The 24,221-nt window shown below is 50.4% G+C and carries 13 protein-coding genes and 1 pseudogene; 3 read left to right on the top strand and 11 right to left on the bottom strand.

Annotated elements, in window-relative coordinates; translation table 11 throughout:
- Positions 1-108: 108 nt before the first annotated feature.
- From AC1DWB_RS12115 to AC1DWB_RS12105, 3 genes are read left to right on the top strand one after another with little or no spacing between them, the layout of a single operon-like run.
- Entirely contained in the window at positions 109-1,263 is a 1,155-nt protein-coding gene (locus tag AC1DWB_RS12115; RefSeq protein WP_477541316.1) for a trans-sulfuration enzyme family protein, read from the top strand.
- 49 nt (positions 1,264-1,312) lie between these two features.
- The gene (locus AC1DWB_RS12110) at positions 1,313-3,196 is read left to right on the top strand and encodes a cache domain-containing sensor histidine kinase (RefSeq protein ID WP_477541315.1); all 1,884 of its coding nucleotides are present in this window, start codon (positions 1,313-1,315) and stop codon (positions 3,194-3,196) included.
- Positions 3,197-3,223: 27 nt separating this feature from the next.
- Positions 3,224-4,291, top strand: coding sequence for a response regulator transcription factor (locus AC1DWB_RS12105; RefSeq protein ID WP_477541314.1), 1,068 nt, complete (start codon positions 3,224-3,226; stop codon positions 4,289-4,291).
- A gap of 572 nt (positions 4,292-4,863) precedes the next feature.
- Here the strand turns inward: AC1DWB_RS12105 and AC1DWB_RS12100 are convergent.
- From AC1DWB_RS12100 to AC1DWB_RS12050, 11 genes and pseudogenes are all read right to left on the bottom strand, one after another.
- Positions 4,864-6,143, bottom strand: a pseudogene (locus AC1DWB_RS12100) (RNA-guided endonuclease InsQ/TnpB family protein).
- 323 nt (positions 6,144-6,466) lie between these two features.
- On the bottom strand, positions 6,467-8,974 hold the full coding sequence (locus AC1DWB_RS12095; protein ID WP_477541313.1) for a hypothetical protein: 2,508 nt from the start codon (positions 8,972-8,974) through the stop codon (positions 6,467-6,469).
- A 6-nt stretch (positions 8,975-8,980) separates the two neighbouring features.
- Positions 8,981-10,756 carry a polysaccharide deacetylase family protein gene (locus AC1DWB_RS12090; RefSeq protein WP_477541312.1) on the bottom strand — a complete coding sequence of 592 codons (1,776 nt, stop codon included), beginning with the start codon at positions 10,754-10,756 and terminating at the stop codon, positions 8,981-8,983.
- Positions 10,753-12,600, bottom strand: coding sequence for a polysaccharide deacetylase family protein (locus AC1DWB_RS12085; protein WP_477541311.1), 1,848 nt, complete (start codon positions 12,598-12,600; stop codon positions 10,753-10,755). The genes AC1DWB_RS12090 and AC1DWB_RS12085 overlap by 4 nt, the downstream gene beginning before the upstream one ends.
- A 24-nt stretch (positions 12,601-12,624) precedes the next feature.
- Positions 12,625-13,821 carry a DegT/DnrJ/EryC1/StrS family aminotransferase gene (locus AC1DWB_RS12080; protein WP_477541310.1) on the bottom strand — a complete coding sequence of 399 codons (1,197 nt, stop codon included), beginning with the start codon at positions 13,819-13,821 and terminating at the stop codon, positions 12,625-12,627.
- 34 nt (positions 13,822-13,855) lie between these two features.
- Positions 13,856-16,393, bottom strand: coding sequence for a glycoside hydrolase family 38 N-terminal domain-containing protein (locus AC1DWB_RS12075; protein WP_477541309.1), 2,538 nt, complete (start codon positions 16,391-16,393; stop codon positions 13,856-13,858).
- Between the two features lie 69 nt (positions 16,394-16,462).
- Positions 16,463-18,034, bottom strand: coding sequence for an extracellular solute-binding protein (locus tag AC1DWB_RS12070; protein ID WP_477541336.1), 1,572 nt, complete (start codon positions 18,032-18,034; stop codon positions 16,463-16,465).
- Between the two features lie 43 nt (positions 18,035-18,077).
- Positions 18,078-18,947 (bottom strand): carbohydrate ABC transporter permease, encoded by an 870-nt coding sequence (locus AC1DWB_RS12065; protein ID WP_477541308.1) that lies wholly within the window; start codon positions 18,945-18,947, stop codon positions 18,078-18,080.
- Between the two features lie 17 nt (positions 18,948-18,964).
- Positions 18,965-19,936 carry an ABC transporter permease gene (locus AC1DWB_RS12060; protein WP_477541307.1) on the bottom strand — a complete coding sequence of 324 codons (972 nt, stop codon included), beginning with the start codon at positions 19,934-19,936 and terminating at the stop codon, positions 18,965-18,967.
- 499 nt (positions 19,937-20,435) lie between these two features.
- On the bottom strand, positions 20,436-22,136 hold the full coding sequence (gene ptsP, locus AC1DWB_RS12055; RefSeq protein WP_477541306.1) for a phosphoenolpyruvate--protein phosphotransferase: 1,701 nt from the start codon (positions 22,134-22,136) through the stop codon (positions 20,436-20,438).
- The gene (locus AC1DWB_RS12050; protein WP_477541335.1) at positions 22,129-24,012 is read right to left on the bottom strand and encodes a glucose PTS transporter subunit IIA; all 1,884 of its coding nucleotides are present in this window, start codon (positions 24,010-24,012) and stop codon (positions 22,129-22,131) included. The genes ptsP and AC1DWB_RS12050 overlap by 8 nt, the downstream gene beginning before the upstream one ends.
- Between the last annotated feature and the right edge of the window lie 209 nt (positions 24,013-24,221).

The raw sequence follows: 24,221 nt of genomic DNA, 5'->3' as shown, positions 1-24,221 counted from the left end.
ATTTGTGTTATAATAGAACATATAATGTTTTTTTCGAACATAATCATTATAGCAAGCCGCTTTTGTACTGTCTATACCTATATCCAATACTCGAATGGAGCCAACCTGATGAACATGAACAACGATGAGAAATGGACGAAAGAAGACATTTGCGCGCACTTAGGCGATGATTACGACCGATACTTAGGTGCCATCGTGCCGCCAATCTTTCAAAATTCATTATTTACGCGCAAAACTACGAATCATGGATATGTATACACTCGAATCAGCAACCCGACGACTGAAATCGCCGAACAAAAAATCGCTGCTCTGGAAGAAGGCGATGCGGCCAAGTGCTTCTCCTCTGGTATGGGAGCCATCTCTGCCTCCATTATGTACTGGATGTCCAAGGACAGCCATGTGGTGTGTGTTCGGAGCGCATATGGACCTACACGCGAGTTTCTAAGCTCCTACTTGAATTCATTCGGTGTGGAAGTCACGTTCGTACGCTCGGAAAGCATAGATGATATTGAAAAGGCCATTCTACCTAATACGAAGTTGATTTTCCTGGAAAGTCCGTCCTCCCACCTGTTCGAAATGCAGGACTTGCAGGCGGTAGCAGCTCTAGCCCAGTCTCGTGGAATCGCCACTGTCATCGACAACACCTGGGCGACTCCGCTATATCAAAACCCGCTCTCATATGGCATTGATCTCGTAGTGCATTCAGCTTCCAAATATTTGGGCGGCCACAGCGACATAATCGGGGGTGTAATGATCGGCAAATCTGCCATCATGGAGACAATCATGCATCGTGAACGCGCCTTGTTCGGTTCCAACATGGATCCTCATCAATCCTGGCTGCTCACGCGCGGGCTGCGTACGCTGCCGGTTCGGATGAAGCAGCATCAGGAGAGCACGATGCAAATCGCGACCTTCCTCGAAAGTCATCCGATGGTGGAACGCGTCCTGTACCCTGGTCTCAAGAGCCATCCTCAGTATGAGCTGGGTGCCAAACAAATGACCGGTTACACTGGCTTATTCAGCATCGTGCCGAAAGGCAGCGATCAGGCGATTACCGATATGATTCGCAAGCTACGTTACTTTGAGCTCGGTCCGAGCTGGGGCGGGTTCGAAAGTCTCGTCAACTTGCCAGGAATCGGTATCAGCGATGAGGTATCCGAAACGACTGGTATCCCACATGGACTGATCCGCCTATCGATCGGACTGGAGCAGCCACAGTCGCTCATGCAGGATCTCGATCAAGCGCTGAACTCACTTCGATAACCGTGTTCCGGATCGTGTTGGCTTGAAATCTTGCTCAAGGGAGAACTAGATGAGAACGTTAATATTACGCCTGCTCCGCCCCTTGTCCGCACTATCGATCAATGCCAAGATTAATGCGATGATTGTTAGCTTTCTTTGTTTGCCTTTCTTCATCTTCGGACTGATCTGGTTTCAGAAATCAACGGAAACAATCGAGGCCAATGCTACCCAGATCAATCAGGAGCTGCTCGCTCAGACGATCTCCCAATTGGACGCCTACTTCACTGACTTGGAACGGTCCACATTCCCTCTTGTTTCTAATCCATTGATCCAAGCGTTTATGAACCTGCAGCCCGACGATTACCTGGAGTTGAACGATCTCAAGTCGAAGATGGATAGCAATTTATGGCCTAGTTTATTTTATGGCCGAACCGATATTTACGGATTCTCCATCGCCTCCCGCAACGGGGTATTCGCCAATTATGGGAACACCGACCGTGAACGAGCCGCCAAACTGCTAACGATGGACGAATTGTCCGACCAAGTTACGTATAAAGTGATGGGATTGACCTTCGTCGAACAACAGCTGCCGATCATCACGATCATCCGCAAGTTTTGGGACACGCAAAAATACGAGACGGCCGGGTTGATGATGTTCGAATTGAACGTGAACCAGGTGACCCGAATTGTACGCAATATTAAGTTAGGTGAAACAGGAAAAGTATCGTTGATCGATTCCAAAGGATATGTGGTGTACCACTCCAACCCAGAAATGTGGAACAAGCAGATTTCTGATGAAGACCGTGAACAATTTCAGGACAAGCAAGAGGGGTTCTACTTCAAAGGTTCAGGAAGTAATGAGCTGCTAACCGTCTTTCACCGCTCGCCTCTGAACGACTGGATCATGGTGTCGGAAGTACCCCTGAAGGAACTTGTCGGCAGCTTGATCTGGATCCGCAACTTGTCCATTTGGGTCGGGTTGGCACTCATCTTATTCGTACTGGCGGTTCTGAGCGGCTTCACCTATTACTTGTCGCGTTCCCTCCTGCTATTACAGCAACTTATGCAACGCGCAGAGAATGGTGACCTGAACGTGCAAGCGCCAGAGCGACGTAATGATGAAATCGGCAAGCTGAACCGCAGCTTTAACAACATGGTCAGTGAGATCAGACGGCTCATTGAAGTCGTGCACACATCCCAATTGAAAGAAAAGGAGCTCCAGCTCAAGCAACGGGAAGCGGTTATGATGGCGATGCAGTCGCAAATAAACCCGCATTTCCTATACAACACGTTGGAAGTGATCAATTCCTACGCTCTCGTCGAAGGGGTTATTCCGATCAGCAATATGACTACGGCTCTATCCGACTTGTTTCGTTACAGCGTGGGAAGTCCGAACGAGATTGTGACGCTTAAGGAAGAAATTGAGCATCTGCGAAGTTACTTCGAAATTCAAAAGGAGCGCTACCTGTCTCTGACAATCGAGCTTGATACGAAGGATACGGAAACAACCCGGGTGAAGGCCATTCGTCTGCTTATCCAACCGATCGTCGAGAATGCGTTCATACACGGGTATGAGCGGAAGAAGTTACGCCCTGATTATATCGCTATAACTGGCAAGCTTCGTGATCATGTCTATGTCCTTACAATCGCCGATCATGGAGGTGGAATGACACCGGAGCAAGTCGATGCTTACAATCAGTTGTTCGCCAGCGGCGTTTCGGAAATKGATACGGACGGGGATGCGGCCAATCAGATGGAGAAGGCAGATAATCAAGACAAGTCAGGTCCTTTAGCTCATAATGGAGCTTCCGTGTCTGCAAGGAAAGGAATTGGACTGTGGAACGTACATCAGCGTATTCGTCTTGTATTCGGTGACGCCTACGGCCTGCATATCGTGAAATCCGACTCGACAGGAACGATCATTCAGATCAAGCTTCCACACGAGAACAAATAACGCACAACTTGCAGGAGGAGTGGGCACATGTACAAGGTCGTACTGGCAGATGATGAACATATGATCAAGCGGAGCATGAGTAAGCTAATCGAACAGAGCGGCGAACCGTTCCAAGTCGTAGGGGAAGCCGAAGACGGACAGCAGGCTCTGACACTCGTCGAGCAACAATCACCAGATCTGCTCATTACAGACATCCGTATGCCCGTGATGGACGGTCTGGAGCTAATCGAAGCTGTCACATCAGGCAAGCTGACTACAYGCATTGTGATCATATCCGGCTATGACGATTTCGGCTATGCCCAGAAAGCACTGCAGATGGGAGCTTTCGATTATTTGCTGAAACCGATCAAGCCGGGATTATTCCAGGATATGCTTCACCGATTGGCGACACAACTGAACGAATCACAACAGGCCGCATCGAAACGAAGCGAATGGCTATTGCTTAGCAACAGCTATCAAAACACCCTGGCCGATCAAATCTGGTTGTTGAACCGCGAGGTCGCGTTCGAGATGATGGAACAGCTACACAGTCAGTTCACCTCTGATCAGCCCACTCCTTCACAATTGAAAGAGCGTTATACGGATCTGTTCACCCTGCTTACGGGTGAGCTCGAGAATCGTAACCAGGAGCCTTTGCGCGCATCATCAGCACTTCTTGACAGTTCTGCAGTTGGATGGCCGGATGGCGCACCTGAACAGTTGCAGGCTGTCTGCCGGTTGATGGACGATTGGATGGAGGAGCTTCGTTCCACGAGGAAGTGGGGGACTCATCATCATTTGCATCGTGCTGTCGAATATATGAAGGAGCATTATGCCGACCCTGATCTGGATTTGCTTCGGGTCGCGGATGTTGCTGAAGTGTCTCCTTCTTACTTCAGCCGTGTATTCAAACAGGAGATAGGTGTGAGCTTCGTATCCTACTTAACCCAATTGCGATTGGAGAAGGCTAAGGCGATGCTGGCCGATGCCCGCTGCAAAACGTACGAGGTCGCTCTTCAGGTCGGCTACGAAGACTATCCGCACTTCGCCAAGCTGTTCAAAAAGCATTCCGGCGTAACGCCTACCGATTATCGCAAGCGGCTTGGAATTAAGTAGCAGGTTGCTAAGGGGGCTGGCGACTTTTTCTGCATTTATCCGAGTGAGAGATCAACTTAATACTTACTGAAATACAGTCTGGATATTCTACCAACAATTGCTAATCCATTCATGACGAAGCTCCTGTCTTTATTCGGACCGTAGATCCGTTAAATCGGTCCCGGAATGCCATTTGGAGGCTTACCGGACACAGGTTCCGCTATTCTACGAAATGGAGCCGATTTTTGTGGTTTTCCCGGCAATAGCGGATCGTGAGTCCGCAAGCGAGTGAAATATAGCGTTTTGGAAACGAATAGCGTATCCTACGTCCGTTTCAAAAAATCTCCCACCTCTGGAGAAAGAGGATGAGAGATCTTTGCAGTAGATTTTTGCAGGTAATGGTTCTGATGAACCTCCCCTATTTACGCTTCGCTAAGAAGTAGGGGTTTCTTACYAYTACTTGCCGTAACTTTCTGCAAGACAGCAGGTTGGCTACTATCTCTCGCTACACATGTAGCGGAAACCGAACAGCAAGCTATCGTAAGCAACACTTTTGCAAGTGGGTGGGAACTCACCATCTACTACTTCTAACTCTAGGCTATCCGTAGATACTTGACTTCTTTCGTTTTGCCCAAATCGCGTATATCTCCATGTAGATACTTGGACAAAATCCCCTTGCTACCGTGAACATCTCGATGTTCTTCATAGCCACAGAAACATTTGTAATTTCTTGTAGACGTCTTTTTCCTTCTACCGCAACAAGACATTGTTGACTTGTATAGCTTTCATCCATCGTCTTCATCGTTGTTCCATGTTCTTCGAGCTTGTATTCGAGTTGCTTTTGAATTTTACCAAAACTCCAATTGGATAACTTTTGATTTACGATTTTTCTTCTTTTCTTTTTCGTGTTCCTCTGTACGCCTTCCACTTTGCCAACTACTATCGTTTTTACATCATTTTCCGTACACCACTGTACGAATTGTCTTGTTGTTTTGTGGATGGTATCGTTTAGTTGGCGGTCACTTTTGCTTAGCACGTACATTTTCGCTTTTTTGTACTTTTTCCATTGACGACTGCCTTTTTTGCACCTGCTCATGAGTTTTTGCAGCTCGGCTACCTTCTTGTTTCTAAGCCTGTGTATGCTCCTTACTTTTCTTCCTGTGATGATGACAGCTTTGTTTTCTGTGGTCGTCGCTGTGATGGAATGAATTTCACCCAAATCCACACCAACAACTTGATTTCCTTGGTTTTCCGTTGCTGCTTTCCCATCTTCATAGCTCATGGCTACCATCAGTTTCCGGTCAAACACAAGTTCAATTTCTTTGATTTCTGCATTAGGCAAGTGAGGTACGGTGATTCGGATCGGTCGTTGTCGTTTCCCGTCTTGAATACCTAAACTCAGTTCAATCACATTGCCTTCTATCTTGAACGATTTGTCTACCCATTTCGTATTGAAATACTTTTTATTCTTGTAGGGGTACTTGTTATTCAACCCTTTGCTTTTACTCTGTTTTGCGCTGTCTCGGGCAAATACAAATTTATGGCTAACCGCCTGTATGGACTGTGAATGCAAGGGAAATCGATGTTTCAATGTTGCTTGAAGTTCTGTTTTTCCAATCCATTTTCCGTTGTGTTGGGTGGCAAAGTCTTTGGCAAGAGATAGGCACTCGTTCCAAATTTGTGCTGAAATGCGGTTGCACTCAAATAGTCGATCCAGATTGGCTTTTGAAGTTTGAAACGCTGTTTTCACACATCGGATCACTTCGTTTTCTCCTCCTTTCCTGATTCTCGATAGGGTTGAAATGGTAACAAATGATCCTGCCGCTTCTGAACATGGAATCAGATTTATCGGCTCTTGCTTGGCTTCCCACATCAAAAAAAATAAGAACGTTTGTTTGAATTGATTATACCAAACAAATGTTCTCATTGACAGCGCTTTCTGAGCTAATGATAGGATCCAATCTGTCATTATGCAATTTCGATAGTTCCATGTTAGGATGCTCTGAATAGAACATGATCGTTGTTATAACCCCATTTCCTTATTGGAAAATGTTGTAGTTTTTTCGACTTCGTTCAAAAAAGTCATTAGCGATTGTACTAGGCAATTGTTTAGTTCAAAATCAATAGCCTCTAGGCTTCGCCTAGCCGAAATTCATCCCCTCCTTGAAGAGGAAGGGGACTTCTCTCGGAAAGCAGTTAAATCACCCAGTGGGCACCGTTCATCAACACGACTCTTTCGCGATGGCCTGTCTTAGTATCTATAATATATATCACCGAATCGACCCTGCTTTTGTTCAATATGATCGTGCGTGAAGAGGTCGAGATCACTTCCAAATTCATTTCCGTGATGTCCTCCAACTCCAATCTATACCGACTCTTCCTATATCCGCTGCTATAAGCTTCAATCCGGCCAGTCCATACACAGGTACCCGATTTGATGATATAACTGCCCTCATATATAGGAATCGTTCTCTCCTCGATGACAGGCACTTGCGCCGTAACTTCCGTATCCTGCTTGGCAAATGATGCGACTGCGAGCGTACCATCTACATCGATCAACTCGATCTCTGCACGGCCGGTGCTCCATCTCTTCGTATACTTCTGGCTAGCTGCCGTTTGTTCCGCTGTCTGGTTAGGCATCGTTACGATCAGGAAGGGTTCCAGCTGTTGCGGCGTATCGAACACCAATTCCCCCCTGTCATTCAACGTTAAAATATCCTCGACACCTTTCCATTTCGGATAAACATGACGGTTGCAATACTTGACCCCTTGTGTTCCGAATAGCAAATAGCCGATCTTGTTGTCTACGTTCACATAAGGCTGACTACCAAACGTCGCGATCCGGTCCGGCTCGCGACCGTAGAAACCTTGAAACGCAGTTGACTCGTTCTCCATATAAAGGATCCGTTGACCCGGTGCGAGATTAGGCATTCCGCTATAGAGCTCATTGCGAATACCAATCGTGCCCGATTGCCACTCATGTACCCGACATGGCTTTTCAACACTATACCGTTCCACATACACACTTTTGCCATCAGGAAGCGCAATTAGAGCCACATCCTGCTTGAGCTCACGCTCTTGTCCGCGGAATAGTGTCACACTGGCTCCGAAGCCGTCAGCATACTCACTGATCTTCTCCTGATCCGAACTGCGGATAATCGATTCATTAGATAATGCCTGAGGTAGTGAACTTCCTTCAGATGTTGTGCCGGACGGTTGAATCGACTCCACTTGCACCGTACCCGTGTAACTGGCGTACAGCGGCGTAACATTCCATAACCCTGCTTCAGGAAGGGTCAACGCCATTACATTGTTCCGCCAAGTAAAGCTAGTGAACGTATTGGGCGTTCGTTGAATGATGGATCCTCCGAATGGATAGTTGTATACGCCGGAAAGCCGCTCCTTCATCTCTTGCTCGTCGCTTGGCTCGACACCCGGACCACCAAACACGTGGAGTAAATACGAGACAACCAGGTCATAAGCTGAGCCATGCTCCAAGTCTTTGGCGAATTGAGCATGGGCACGGTTAATGACACACTCTTCCCCATTCTCCTCTAACAAAGCGCCTTTCGTATTACTCGCTTGAACCTCTTCTATACTAGTTAAGGCATTTCTCGCGAACCGTGCGGCGTCTGGATGTCCATGAAGCACATTCAATATCGTATGTGTAAGCTGACGCTCATGCTGGCGGTTATACCACCAGTCTTGACCTTGCACAGGGATATTCAGACCATCGAATTGTGACCAGATCTTAATCGTCCGCTCATACAAAGTCATGTTGTTGTGGACAGCGCAATCCATAACGGGMTGACCGCTCATCAATGACAAGACACCGTGGATGGCCCTCAAGTTCGTCCCGGCTGAGTAATAACTAGGATGCACAAAAGCATGATTCTCGGATGTGAAATCCGGGTGGAACGTTACGGTGCTAACCTTCATCCCTTCATTCATGTCGACTAAACCAGACGGGAATGCTAACCGGTCCTTGAACGTAGAGATCGTGTTCATCGACCAATCGACGAAGCCCTTCTTCCAAGCCGTGTGATGAGGATGGTCCGGGAACATCGCCAGAGCTGCCGAAATACCAGCGGCTGTCCATGCATTCTCTTCGCATTGCGTGTCGTAATACACGCCGTTGCGCGGTTCCTCATCACACCAGCGGTCTGCATAACTCACCGTTACATCTTGAACGAGCAGCTTCGTTTCTTCATCTAGATCGTCCCACAGCAGCCATGCTGCGCATGCCATAGCGGCTACACAGCGGCCGTTTTGACTAGCCATGAAGAAGTTATCGCCTTGTCCGCCCCATTTTTTCTCGCTCGTATAGGGCAGCACTCCGGCAGCGCGGACACAATCTGCTGGACCCGTATCATGGGTAAAGCCCATGTAGCGAATCGCGGAAATCGCCATCCTCTTCAAGTCGGCCTGAGTAACGCCTCCTGTGACCGACTCGTCATATTCGCCAAGTTTGGATAATGCTGCAAATACAGCCGATACGTTCGCCGAATCCGCTTGATACCAGAAGGTGCCCCCGAAGAAATGACCGCAGTTCGCACGGCCCTCCCAACGCCCATACTGCTGAACGGCGAATGGGACCCAGCGCAGCAGAATTCCGTAAACCCGCCGCGACATTTCATTGTCCGAAGCTTGCTCCCATCGCACAGGCGGGACATTCCATTTGTGTGTAGAGTTCGTAAATTGCATCCTGCGTCACTTCCTATTCGTAATCAGCTGTTTGCGGCAAGCAACGCCAAAAATGTGTTCTGTGTGCACCTGTTGGACTTCGGCCGGCGAACACGGAATCCAGACCACTACATCTTCAGGCTTTTCTAGCTGTACCGCTACCGTTGAAATTGTAGCACCTTGTTCATTCAGACCGGTTACGCGTATACTTCGTCTTGCCCGTTGCCATTCGTTGATCCGTTCTCCAGTCCAGAACGTGAAACCCATCTTTTTCGCGGTACTTACATACTCCCGGAGAAATGCTCGGATCGGCTCTTTACGGTGAATATGAATTTGATGAAAGACGAAGTGCGCCGTACCGTGTACCCTTACTACTTGTTCTAATAGTGAGCGAATGATGCTGGGATCACATTGTAAGAAATCACCATAATGAAAACCGATCTGCAAAACGTCGTAAATCCGGTTATGTTCATCTGTCCAGGCTATTGGGAAATAAGGGTGTGCGGTACCGTATAGGAAGCCGACGCTGCCCTTCTTACTGTTGCCGCGGGACTGTTCGGACGCAATACCGTTGTCCTCGCACCAACGAAACAGCTCGCCCCAGCCCTCGATTCGAGTTAGATGATTTTTGTTCGAGATAATCCGGTCGAGTTGCGCTGAAGCCTTCATCGCCTCTGCTTGATCATGGAACGCCTCTTCTGACCAAGTCCCCTGATCCACTGGAACCGCATTGTAGTGCAGCGCCAATTCGTGCCCGTTCTGCGTGATTTGCTCATACATCGCCTTGCTGTACCAGGGTGCCATCATACACCAGGTAGCTGGGATGCCGCACTCTTGTAGCAAATCCAGCGTAGTACGTGCTTCCTCGTCCTGCGTATGATCACTATCGAGCGACAGGAGTGCGACTTGCGATACACCATTCGGCCAGTAATCGATGAACGGCAATGTCAGATTGAGCGATAAGGCAGTCTGCAGTAAGTGGGAGACAAGTACTTCCTTCCACAAATCGGCATACGGATGGGCAAAATAAGGTTCTCCCGCCTCGGTCACACAGCGGTCCCATTTCCAGTCCATCTCCGCGACGTCGTCCGCCTTCAGGACGCCGTCATTCACAGCAGCGGTACCGTCTGGAGCGGGAACGCCGTCTTCAAGCACCGGCCGCGAGCCCTGCTGCAGGCCGACGATCGTCTGCAGCGCGGCGACCGACCAGCGCTCCAGCCGGCCGCGGCCGATCGCGAAGCGCTGCAGCGCCGGCCCGGACGGCTCACCGTCCGGACGCTCGCGGTGCAGTTCGCCGATAGCGGCGGGCAACGGTGCTGCGGCCGGCAAGCTGGGCGTCGCGGGCAGAGGTGCGGCGGCGGCGGGCGGCGATGCGGCGGCGGCAGCACCTAGCTGCGCGATCCACGGCTCGGCGCTTAGGAAGCGCAGCGGTCGGTCAGCGGTGTACAGCCCGTCCGGCAAGCTCACATAGCCTTTGCCCACGTCACCTGCGCGCATATAGCCGAGCTTAACCGCAAGTGCGTTCAGACCGCCATAGGCGATAAGCGTCCCACCCTGCTCGGCGTACGCCAACAGCTGATCTGTTGTGCCGCGGTCACTATTCGCAACTGCCACGATCAGAATGTCTGGTGCAGCAACAACGGCCTCAGATGTATTGTGATACGTATCATGCGGAACTCCCGCATGCATCAGCAGTTCCGTTACAAAGCGTTCGAAGACGTTCAACCCGAGTGCCCAACGTTTGTAGCAAGCTTGCTCATCCAGCAGCACGCCGACTCTGGCCATCTTGAGCCGTTCATTCATGAATGCAAACCTCCGATCGGCACTAGCATTTTCCGGCAGGGGACACCGTATTTCATCAACATATCAGATGAAGCTGAAGCCGAAGTCGGAGCTGTACATGACGGCATCGACGAAGATGAATCCGGCTGAGGCACCCAGATGACTGCATGTTGACCACCACTCTGATACGTGTGTGTTCCTGATTCTACATCCGTCTGAGCAAAGGTCTTGGTCTTGATGCCCTGATCATCGGCAATTGTAACCCGGCAAGCCCCATCTGCCATTAGATTGACAACCTTAATCGTTCTCCGCGACCGCTCCCAGTCATTAATTTGCTCGCACGTCCAGAAGACGAAGCTTCTCTTCTGCGCTTCTTCGGCAAGCAGCCGCATCGATTGACGAACTTCTTCGCGATTATGAATATGAATCTGATGGAACAAAAAGTGCGCTACACCCTCGACCTTCCGCACCTGTTCCAGAAACGGAACGATCACGCTGCTGTCCGACCATTTCCCGATGTCCAGATCTTGCGTCAGAAAGCCGACCTCCAGTACGTCGTAGCTACGATTGTGCTCATCCGCCCAAGCGATCGGGAAATAAGGATGGCAAGTGCCGAATATGAACCCAACGTTGCCTTTTTTGCTAGGTCCGCGTGTTTGGTCGGAGGCTATACCATTTGCCTCGTACCAGCGGAACAGTTCGCCCCAGCCTTCGAAGCGGGTCAGGTGATTTTTGTTGGAGACGATGCGCGGTAAACCAGTCGCATCCTTAAGCCAGCCCAACTGTCGGGCGAATTCAGCTCCATCCCAGAAACCATCGTCCGCTTCCACTGCATTATAGTGAAAAGCGAGCTCATGTCCTTCTGCCACAATACGTTCGTAGATTTCAGCCGAGTAACCTGATTCGAGCATGCACCATGTCGAGTGCATGCCACATTCGGCCAGTGTCTGCAATGTAGACTCGGCATGTACGTCCTGGTTGCCGTCGCTGTCATGCGAGACGAGCGCGACCTGCTCCACACCCTCAGGCCAATAACCGATGAACGGCAGCGTCAAGCCTAGCTCACTCGCCGATCTGACCAAATGGCCAACGAACACTTCGCGCCACAGATCCGCGTACGGATGTGCGAAGTAAGGTGCGCCCGTCTCCGTCTGCAGTCGGTCCCACGTCCAGTGCTGCTCGACGACGTCGTCAGCCTTCAACACGCCGTCGTCGACGGCCGCCGTGCCGTCCGGCGCCGGGACGCCGTCCTCCAGCACCGGCGCCAGCCCTTGCTGCAGCCCGACGATCGTCCCGGGCACATCGACCGTCCAGCGGTCGATGTGCCCCAGGCCGATCGCGAAGCGCTGCAGCGCAGGGCCGAGCCGCGGCCCGTCAGGCCGCCCGCCGGCCGCGTCGCCGAAGTCCTCGGCGACCACGACTGGCGCAGCGGCCTCTGCCGCGGCGGCAGCCGGCCCTGGCAGGCGCACCCACGGGTTCGCCTGCAGGAAGCGCAGCGGCCGATCGGCGCCGAACGACTCTGGCAGCTGCGCGTAGCCAACGCCCCACGCCTCGCCGCGTACATAGCCGAGGCGTGGCGCAAGAGAGTTCAGGCCGCCGCAGGCAACGAGGCGGCCGCCCGCTTCGGCGTACCGCCACAGCCGATCCGCCGCGTCACGAGTCTCCGGCGCAACGGCAACCAAGAGCATGTCGAAGTGCTCCGCATCGGAACCATCCAATTCCTCGAGCGAGGACAGAATCGTATAAGGAACACCACGATGCGATAACATCTCCTGCACATACAGCTCGAAGGCGTTCATCCGGAACGCCCAGCGACGATCCACGGTCGTCTGATCGATTAATACCCCAAGCTTAGCCAGTCTCATTCCTCATTCACTCCTACACTCTTTTTATAAACTGGCCTGAATCACTTTCGTCAACGCCCGAACAATATCGTCCATATCCTGCTCAGTACCTAGCAACACGTTCTGATGCAGCCAGAGTCCGTCCTGCTCCGCGAACCTTTCGCTTACTGGGCAGCTCATCTCCCGCTTCTCGCCCGTCCATTTCTCAATTTCCTTCAATATTGCCGTATTCTTGTTCAGTGTAATGTAACCGGGATGCACCGGAATCCCCTCAGCGTTCATCTGTCTGATGAATTCCTCTTTACCAATTCGGCCATCTACTGCATCCAGGTCCAGTGCAAACATGAACATATGGTGGGCATGCTGAGTCACGCGCGGATCAAGCTGAAGCGTGCGTAAGCCATCGATGGCAGCCACGCGCTCGTTCAGCAGTCTCGCATTGCGGTCGCGCAGCTTCAATTGCTCATCATACCGTGTTAGCTGTGCAAGCAGAATCGCCGCCTGGAACTCCGTCATCCTCAGATTCCAGCCGATGTGTTCGTGCTGGTACCAAGCTCCCTTGCGGATTCGGCCCACATTCGAGAGCGACCAGGCCATGTCAGCCAGCTCCTCGTTGTTAGTCAACAGGATACCGCCTTCACCAGCTGTGACATTCTTGCCGGACTGGAAGCTGAAGGAACCGAAGTCGCCAAGCGCGCCTACTGACTTCCCATCCCAGGAAGCCCCAACGCCTTGCGCCGAATCTTCAATCAAGCGGAGCCCGTGCTTGTCAGCAATCTCCTTCAACCGAGTCATGTTGGCTGGTGCGCCCGCAATATGCACTGCAATAATAGCCTTGGTCTTCGATGTAATGGCTGCTTCGACCCGCTCTGGATCGAGAAGCAGTGAATTCGGCTCCACGTCCACGAACACAGGGATCGCACCGAATAGTAAAGCGCAAGAAGCCGTTGCAATAAACGTGTACGGCGGCATGATGACTTCATCGCCGGGCTGAACGCCGCTAGCCTGCAGGGCGATCGTCAAGCCGATTGTGCCGTTGACAACTGTGACCGCATGAGCGGCTTCGTGCATGGCGGCGAACTGCGCCTCGAATTCGGGCAGCTTGTTGCGGTTGGAGCCGCCCCACTTACCGGAACGAACCACCTCCACTACTAGACGTTCTTCTTCTTCTCCGAATATCGGCCAAGCCGGAAACGGTGCAGTACGTACCGGGGTTCCCCCATGAATCGCCAAATGTGTCATGATGTCATCTCTCTCCCTTTGTCATAGCTTTTTCTTACATCGATTCCATAAGCGTCTCTTCTGTAATCGTTCTTGCAGACGCATTCACGCGCAGTGTCTTAATCTCAAATGCTCCCAAGCTCACTCGCTCAGTAATACCCAATAGCGGTATCGTCAGTAAGGTCTCGCGATCCATACCCGTAGGTTCAAACAACCGGACGATATACTCCCAAGCAATACCCGCTCTCGCTTCCGATTTCTCCGCCAGCTTAAATGCAGTAACTTGTACGGCATCATCATCCACCGCTATTAGAGGCAATGATTGCTCCCCCGCACCTGATGGAAAATACGACAGTGTATACGGCTTTTCGTTGTAGGCTAGTGCCTCACGGTCGATAGCCGCCAAACGCTCCGTACTTGGTCCGCCGCTCAACCAGAACGTATATCGCCGCTCACCTTGATCGATTCGGTTCGARTGTCGGTCGTTCGGCATCGTGTGCTTCAACTTCCCGCCCGGCAAGGCTGAGTACCCCGGAGACCGCAATAACGTCAGACGAATTTCACCTTCAGACATATCAGACCCATAAATGCCATCATTCACACAAGTGAGGGCATTCCCTGCTCCTGCTTTCGCATTTGATGCTGTGCCTGCACCTGCACCACTAACTGCCGCGACCCACTTCTGGGTCACAACCTCGCGTCCATTGGTCGGCAACCGCTCTACACCATATGCTACCTGTCCCAAGTACGAAGCGTCCTGCCACATCGTCGGAATCGCAAGCTTGAGCATTTTGCGAGTTTCGTTCCAGTTCACGAGAACATCAACGCGGATATCCGTCCCATGCTTCGGCAAATAATACCGTTGCACAAGTGTCGATTTCCCATATTCCATCACGGCTTCGATCACTGTACGAGCTTCACCGTCCTCAATAATACGAACCGAAGGGATTGGTTTGCCACGAACGCCCGACAGCCGGGATCCGCTAGTCTTCGTCATCAGCTTAAAAGTGCTGATCTGTTTCGGAAAGCTCTGCACTTGGCTCCCCCAAGCATCGTCGTTATCTTCCATTACAATCGGTCGAATTGCCCCAGGCTGCACATACGATACACCATCCACAATCATCTTATCGATTAGCCCAGTAGAAGTATTAACCTCAACTTGCAGCCGATCTGTAACGAATGGGATGGTCCCCTCTGCCTCACGCAAAGCTATCTCAGGTTTCTTCGGCAAAAACTTCACCATAGCATCAAATCGGTTCATCTGCCCCGGCTCCAGTTCCGCATAGAACACGACACGTTTACGCCAATCGATGTACAAATTGCTGATTTCTTTCTCGACCTGACTCGGTACTAGTACGCCAGCCTGTTGCATGACGATATCCGCATATTGACCTTTGGATGATTGAGGCAGCTGAAACTCGCATTCGAACAAACCTTTCACTTTATATGGATGCGGATTGTACAGGAAGACCGGAACCTCGCCCTCTTCCGCCTTGCGCTCTCCTGCCGTTAAAGCAAAAAACGCCCGTGCCCGCAGCCGCGCCAATATTTCCCGACCGTGGTCCATTAGCCTTAGACCGTATTCTTCAACAGGGAGTACGGATGATCCCGGCAAAATATCGTGGAATTGTGCCATCATCATGTCTTCCTGCGCCTCAGCAATCGAATCGACCGGATAAGCAACCAAGCCTGCCAATGCGGCATGAGACATCATTTTCTCCGTCATATACAGTTCATTTTCCAACATACGGTGCTTCTGCTTGATGCGGATTTGCGACGTGTAACAACCGACCGCCCAAGCGTTCAAATCCCCCTCGTGCCGAGGTAACTCGACCCCTGTCTCGCGCAGTTGCTGGAAATAGGCTTCCGGTGTAGAATGCGTCAACTGATAACTCGACGTCTGTTCCTTCAATTCCTGCAAATTCGTCAAATCGATGCGTGATGGCCCTCCACCGTGATTACCGATTCCCCATAACACAAGCCCGGTCTGGCGATCTGGATGATCGTTAAGCCAATCCTGCACTTTCAGATGCGCTTTTCCTTTTCCAGACAAATAAGCTTTATAAGCCCGATGAACGATTACTTCGGAGCCATCATAACCAATCCACTTCACTTCCTCGGCTGGCAGCGGGCAATCGTCATTGCCCGGCCGACATACGATATAGGAATCGAATCCAGCCTTAGCCATAATCTGCACAAGTCCTCTTGTGTGGCCGAATGGATCGAAGTTAATCGCCGTTGTCGGACGAACACCGAACTTCTCTGTGAAATACTGTCGCCCTACCAGCATCTGCCRTACGAAGGATTCACCACTCGGCATATTGCAATCCGGCTGCAAATACCAACCGCCCATAATTTGCCATTTGCCTTCACGGACCAGCTTCTGAATGCGGACGAACAGTGCAGGGTCGTATTCCTCAATCCATTGATACAAAATCACTTCATTATGATTGAATACAAACCCGTCAAACTGTTCACAAAATTCAGCCGCGATGCGGAACGTCGATAGCGCCTCTCCGGCACCCTCCTCGATTTCCCATAACCAAGCCGGGTCCAAGTGCGCGTTGCAAATCAAGTGCAAGTTCTTGTCCATATCCAGTCTCCTCCCTATGTTCAAAGAAACCCCCGATGAAACATCGGGGGTGGTGGGTTACACAGCACATTACTTCTTCTGTGTCGATTTGTACCAGTCCGTTGCTTCCTTGATCAGTTGATCCCCGCCGCGCTTCTTCCAATCGGCTACAAAATCATTGAACTTGTCAACAGACTCTTTTCCTGTAATTACTTTGGATGCGAATTCCAGCCACAGACCGTCATATTTCAATTCAGGACGAGCTTGCAGTGTTGGCATGGAAGGCATACCCAGTCCGTCGTTTTTCGCACCTTCAACTTGTGCTACTTTCAATGCGGCGAGAATTTTATCGCCACCCGGCTTGTTCTTAATGAATGTTTCGTCGGTCAAATATTTCTTGGGTCCCGTAAATGCCAACCACCCTTGGTGCATGAATTCAGCACCGATCTCGTCAGCGTTTTTAGGATAATTATACTTGATCTTACCATTCTCTACGGTATAATCTGTGCCTTCAATACCGTATAGCAGGAAGTTGTCTTTATCCGTTTTATCTGGATTGTAGTACCAGTCCAGGAATTTGATGACTTCAATCGCATTTTTCGTGTTCTTCGGGATGACCCATACATAGTCGGATACAGACGACCCGATCTCGTCTACTGCACCAGCTTTACCACTTGGGCCAACCGGAGAAGGAATGACAGCTACTTTGGCATTAGGATCGCCTGCTTGTACGTCTGATTGCCATTTATCCGGATATGATGCCGCGTGGGACCACATTCCAGCTACAGCCGCACCTTTAATCTTGGCATCCCAGTCTTTTCCTGCTTGAACAAGGAATTCATTGTCGAGCAGCTTTTGCTCATACAACTGACGGTATACTTTCAACGCGTCTACCATCTCTGGACGAATGAAGTTCGGCACGAGTTGATCGTTTTGGAATTTCCAAAGTCCAGGAATGACATCATATGCCCCGAAGAACGCATTACCGAAGGAGAACTTGGCGCGGGCCGTGAACGGAACTTCATCGTTCTTGCCATTGCCGTTCGGATCTTTCTCTTTGAACGTTTTCAACACCGTGATGTACTCATCCACTGTTTTGGGCACACTCAAATTCAGCTTGTCCAGCCAATCTTGACGAATATAGGTGACTGTGCCGTTTCGAATCGGGTTTTCTTGCGGAATTCCATATATTTTGCCGTCTTTGCTTACACGTGCGGAATCCCATGATTCTTGCGGAATGAATTTCTTCAAGTTCGGGCCGTATTTATCAATAAGTTCGTTCAGCGGTGTCAAGTTCCCGGAATCTACTGCAGGCGCTACTTCCGGTGTATTGATTCCTTTCGTTTGAAGCAGGTCTGGCATTTCTCCACTTGCGAACATAAGCGTAATGTTCTGCGAATAGTTTTCGTGAGGGATGAGCTGCAAATCTAGATCGGAGTTGGACAATTGCTCCAGCTTCGTTACATACTTGTCGCTGTTAATGTCGCGCGAACCGGTTACATAAGGAAGATTCCCTGTTCCTAATGCTACTTTAATCTTGGTAGGCGCTGCTGCACCGGAACCATTCGACGTATCGACCTTGCCCTCTTCTTTGGAGGCACAGCCAGCCAGTGTGGAACCGATCAGCACCGAGCTCAACAGGACGGAAAACGTTTTCTTCATCTTCACTTGAAACCCTCTCCTTTATCTGGTTGTCATATATAATTTACCCTTTTACGGAACCGAGCATCGAGCCTTTGACAAAATGCTTCTGAATCCAGGGATAAATCACGAGAATCGGAAGTGTAGCGAACATGATGGAAGCCATCTTGATACCTTCAACTGACTGCATGGAAGCTACGGTGCTTTGCATCATCGAATCTACATCGCTCTCGACGATCAACTGCCTGAGCTTGACCTGCAACGGATGGAGATTCGGATTGCGAACATACATCAGCGCAGAGAAATAGCTGTTCCAATGCCCGACGGCATAGAACAATCCGATAGTCAGGAGTGAAGGTAACGATAACGGAAGTACGATCTGGAACAAGGTTCTGTACTCCCCGCAGCCGTCAATCCTGGCCGAATCGAGCAACCCATCCGGGATATTCCGGAAGAAAGAGATCATAATAATTAGATTAAAAGCGCTGATCGCACCCGGAATCATAATCGCCCATACCGTATTCAGCATGCCTAACGATTTGACTAGCAGGTAGGTTGGAATAAGCGGCGCCTGAAAAATCATCGTGAACAGGACGAGCAACAACAGGAATGAACGTCCTCTTAATTCACTCTTGGACAGCCCGTATGCCATTAAACAAGTAAGGATCAAATTGATTGTGGTACCGACAACGGTGATGAATACCGTTATGCCGAACGATTTCCAAATCGACGCGTCTGCTAATACGACTGCATAGTTCGAAAATGTGAAGTCCACCGGCCAAATGCCGACCCTGCCCTCTATCAATGCTCGGTTACCACTGAATGACCCGGCGAGTATGTGGAAGAACGGGACAAGCATCGTAATGCTGAACAGCGACAGAAACAAGTAATTGAACACTTTGAAAGACCGCTGAGGAACGGTTGCCTTGATCATGGTATCACATCCTCCGCTTAATAAATGGAATTGCCTGTCGTCTTGCGGCTCAAGAAGTTAGCGCCTACTAGCAGCACGAACCCGATCACCGATTTGAATAGCCCAATTGCCGTCGTATAGCTATATTGGCCGCCTAACAGACCAATTCGGTAAATGTAAGTGTCGAACACTTCGCCAGTCTCTGTAACGAGCGGATTGAGGAAGATGTAGATTTGCTCAAAGCCAAGGTCCAATACATTACCTATCCGTAGAAGCAGCAGCACCATGATTGTAGGTAAAATGCTCGGCAATGTTATGTTGAATACTTGGCGCATCTTCCCCGCCCCATCCACTTCTGCCGCTTCGTATAGATCCGGGTTAATCCCAGCCAGTGCTGCCAAGTAAATAATCGTACTCCACCCGATCTCCTTCCACAACCCCGAAGACACGATAATCGTTCTGAAGTAGCCTGGCTCCTGCATGAAGAAGATCGGCTCACCGCCGAACCACTTGATAATGTCGTTGAGCATCCCCACGCTTGGGGACAAGAAGTTGATGACCAAACCCCCTACGATAACCCAAGACAGGAAATGGGGCAAATATAAAATCGTTTGCACCGTTCGCTTGAATACCGCTTTTCCGATCTCATTCAGCAGAAGTGCCAGAATAATCGGTGCCGGGAAGCCAAATACGAGCTGATATAGACTGATGAGCAGCGTGTTCTTGAAGATCCGGTAAAACTCCGGATAGGCGAACAAATTCTCGAAATGCTTCAAGCCGACAAATTTGCTGCCAAATACCCCGTCGAATATGTTGTAGTCCTGGAAAGCGATGATGCTTCCCCCGAGCGGAATGTACTTGAAGATAATGAAGAACAGTAAACCCGGCAAGATCATGGAGTATAAAGGCCAGTTTCTCACGAAATAACTTTTCTTCTTGGGCACATTCTGGTACTGATTCGGGTCAATATGTGATGTGGTACCGTTTACTACTGATGGATTGGAAGCCATCTGGTTCCCTCCCTTCCATGATGGTTGTTTGCTTTTGTCTAGCGGACTTGCTTATGTCTTTATGATAGCGGATAGCTGGAGACGCTTACATGTGATTTTTTATTAAAGCTTGTTATTCCTTTACATGATCTTCATATTGTTACGTCCTGTTGCCATGCAGCCAGCAGCCGGGTCCATGGTCGTTGAGTTCAGTTATGTGCGCAGGGAGGGCAGTCAGAGGGGTTACGACCGCTGTTGAAATCTCGGCCCTTGAATTGTAGTTTTGTCGTAGTTGCGCCAAGATTTCAAAGGCGGACGCTACCGCTTCTCCACTCCCTCTGCCTGCCCTCTATGCAAACAGATTAAAAATCATGTACTTTTGCAGGATTCGTGCGAATGAGCCCCAACCTCCGAACTCCCCCAGAACCCCAACAGCTAAACTTCCCGAAATAAAAATAAGACGGAACCGCGGTTCCGTCTTCAAAGCTACATTTAGTTGACCTCAACACTACTACCTCAGTTACTCCTGCACACGAAGCAGCGTACGAATCTCCTCGCTAGTACGACAAGCCATTACTCGTTCCATGATCTCGCGACACTCTTGCTCTGTAGACTCGATCAGCCGATTCTTGATCGGCAGGATCGAATGCGCGGACATACTCAGATCGTGTACGCCGAGGCCAAGCCAGATCGGCAGGGCATACACATCACCAGCCAGCTCGCCGCACACTCCGACCGCGATTCCCTGATTCCGGGCCGCATCAACCGTATGTTTCAACATCCGGATCACGGCAGGATGATACGGGTTATACAAGTGGGAGATATGCTCATTCATCCGATCAACCGCCAGCACATACTGCACCAGATCATTAGTGCCGATGCTGAAAAACTGCACTTCCTGCGCCAGCAGATCGGCAATGGCCACAGCAGCTGGCACCTCGATCATAATACCTACGTCTATCGATTCGTGGAACGCGACTTTCGCTTCCCGCAGCTCCCGCTTCGCCAACTCCAACACCTCGCCGGCACGACGCAGCTCCTCAATGGAGGATATCATCGGGTACATGATCTTTACATCCCCGTAGCAGCCTGCGCGAAGAATGGCCTTCAGCTGGGTCTTGAACAAGTCCCTGCGGTCCAGCAGAATTCGAATCGCCCGGTAACCGAGGGCAGGATTGTCTTCATCCGGCAGTGGCAAGTAATCCAACTGTTTGTCACCGCCTATATCCAACGTGCGGATAATGAGTGACTTCCCCTGTAACTGCTCGGCCACTTGACGATACACTTCGAATTGTTCTTCTTCTCTCGGCAAGTTATGACGATCCATATATAGAAATTCTGTGCGGAACAATCCGACTCCCGACGCACCATTGCTCAAGGCAAGCTCTAAATCCTTGAAGGAGTTAATATTCGCGCCTAATCGGACACACCTGCCATCCCGCGTGACTGGAGGCAAGCTAACAATTTGTTGCAGCTTCTGCCGATACTCGAGCCAGCTCCGCTTCTTGTCCCGATACTCCTCAATCGTAGTGCTCTCGGGGTTCACCAGAACAATTCCTTCATCGCCATCGATAATAACGCCGTCTCCGGTCTGAATCGTCGAATCGATCCCGAAGACGAACGGAATGCCCATCGCTCGCGCCATAATCGCGGTATGTGAGGTAGTCCCACCAAACTGTGTGACGACACCCAACAGTTGGGAGGGATTCAGATGCGCGAGTTGTGAAGGCGTCAGCTCCTTGGCAATGACGATGAACGGCTGATCCTGTGGAGGCTGCGACGTTTCGACGGACCCTAGCAGATGCTTGAGCAATCGGGTCCCGACGTCCTTAATATCGAGTGCCCGTTCCTTCATATAGTCGTCATCCAACAGGTCGAACATGTTGACGAATTTGTCGACCACTTCTTTCACCGCAACTTCGGCCGCCTTGTACTGTCGTTGAATGATGCCCGACACTTCGTTCATGAATACAGGGTCCTCCAGAATGGCGAGGTGGGCGTCGAATATGTTCGATTCCTCCGTACCTAGAACTTCAGCAATGTCATACTTGATCGCCTGGATCTCTGTCTTGGACGTACGAATGCCTTCATACAACTTTTCAAACTCATAAGCAAGGTCGTTCACATCGATGATGTCCTCAGGAAGGTCCCATTCCCAGTCAGGCAGGACGAACGCTTTGCCAATTGCGATACCGGATGCCGCTCTGCTGCCCTTAATCATGTGTCTGATCCCCTCCTGTGACGTCCTCTTTCATGATAACCGACATTACGGATGCTTGACCTTTCTTAACGTGCTTGTACGGGGCGAACGCCCATGACTTTACAATATCCATATTCGTGATTACCATCGGTGTAGCTAGTGATTTGGCATGCTTCTTAATCTTCTGAAGATCGAACTTGATCAATAACTGACCAGGCATGACCATATCTCCGACTTGGACGACCGACTGAAACCATTTTCCCTGCAGATGAGACGTATCAATCCCGATGTGCAGGAGCACTTCAAGCCCGTCTTCCGTCTTCAATCCGATCGCATGCATCGTAGGATATAAGATAATAACTGTGCCTGCCACCGGAGAAACTAATTCCCCCCGATCTGGATAAAAAGCGACCCCATCCCCAACGAGCTTCTGCGCGAATATGGTGTCTGGCACTTCTTCAATCGGGATCATATTCCCTTGTACGGGCGCATGAAAATGGACCTGACGAATGTCACGATGCAACACCTTAACGATCTGCTCGCGGATCAGCTCGGAGAAGGTACCGAATACGACCTGCACATTCCCGCCGCCTAACCGGATCACACCTGCCGCCCCCAGATGTTTCAGCGCATTCGTGTCCATCACCTTATCGTTAGCGAGCGTAAGCCTCAGTCTCGTGATACATGCTTCAATCTGCACAACATTGTTTTTGCCGCCTAACGCCTGAAGTATTAATGGAGCCCGGTACCGAATATCTCCCGCCCATTCCTCAAGCTGCGATCCTTCCTCCCGACCTGGAGTTGGAATTCGGAAGCGGCGGATTGCCCAACGGAACAGCACATAATAGACGATACCGAATACGATACCGATCGGAATCAACAGCAGTCCGTTGCGAGCCAGATGCTCGTTAATCAAATAATCAATCGCTCCCGCCGAAAATGAGAATCCGTGATGGATGTCCAGGATATATGCCAACCACATCGCTACACCCGATAATATCGCATGAACTACGAACAAATAAGGGGCGACGAACAAGAAAGCGAATTCGATCGGTTCGGTAACACCGGTTAGGAAAGAGGTCAACGCTGCTGTAAGGAACGTAGCTTTCACTTGCGGCTTCAAATCTTCCCGCGCTTCATGGATAATAGCGAACGCGATTGCGGGCAGCGCAAACATCATGATCGGGTATAAGCCCGCCATGAAAATACCTGCCTCCGGATCTCCAGCGAAGAACCTTGGCAAATCACCGTACAGTACCGTACCGTCCTCCAATGGGTAGGAACCGACTTGGAACCATACCACATTGTTCAATATATGATGCAGCCCAGACGGCACTAGCAATCGATAGGCTACCCCATATACAAATGTTCCCCAAGCTCCATGAGACAAGATCCAATCACCGAACCGATCCATGACCGCTTGTGCGGAAGGACCGACCTGAATCGTTATGTAAGAGAGCAAGATCGACACAAAGCACATGAACAAAGGAACGAACCGCGGACCGCCAAAAAACTGTATGTACTCCGGTAATTGGATCGACTTGAATCGGTGGTACGACAACGCGGCTAATACTCCGATAACGATACCGCCCGCTACCCCCATCTCGAAATTCGAACCTGTAAAATATTGGGTAGCCGATACGAATATGAAGTACCCGAGCAGCGCCGCAAGTCCAGCAATACCGGCATTCTGTGTCAATCCAAGGGCAACGCCGACAGAAAATAGAAAGGGTAAGTATGTGAAGATGGAGCTGCCGGAAAACACGAGGATGTCTCCGAACTGTCCCAATCCTAGTGCGTTCCAAGGTAAATTCCCCAGGAAAAGCAATATCGCAGCAGCTGGCAAAGCGATCGTCGGTATCATCAGCGATCTGCCGAATTGCTGCAAGTTGCCCATCCAGTTCCAGTTTACGTTCACAAGCAGCCTCCTAGAGATAAAATACATTTCAAAAGCACAAGCTTCCCGACTGCTTCTACTATCTTATTCCAATGTACTGGCTGCGTCCTTTTTTGTCAAAGGATGATAGGTTGACTTCCTGTAACACAAGAAGAACACCTTGAATGCGGAGCCATTCATGGTGTTCTTCCTGTTCCCGTCAGGCAAAA

The sequence above is a fragment of the Paenibacillus sp. P4_E11 genome (assembly GCF_056401635.1).
Note: the sequence above shows the minus strand (reverse complement) of the source record. Positions and strands in the feature narration are given on the sequence as shown.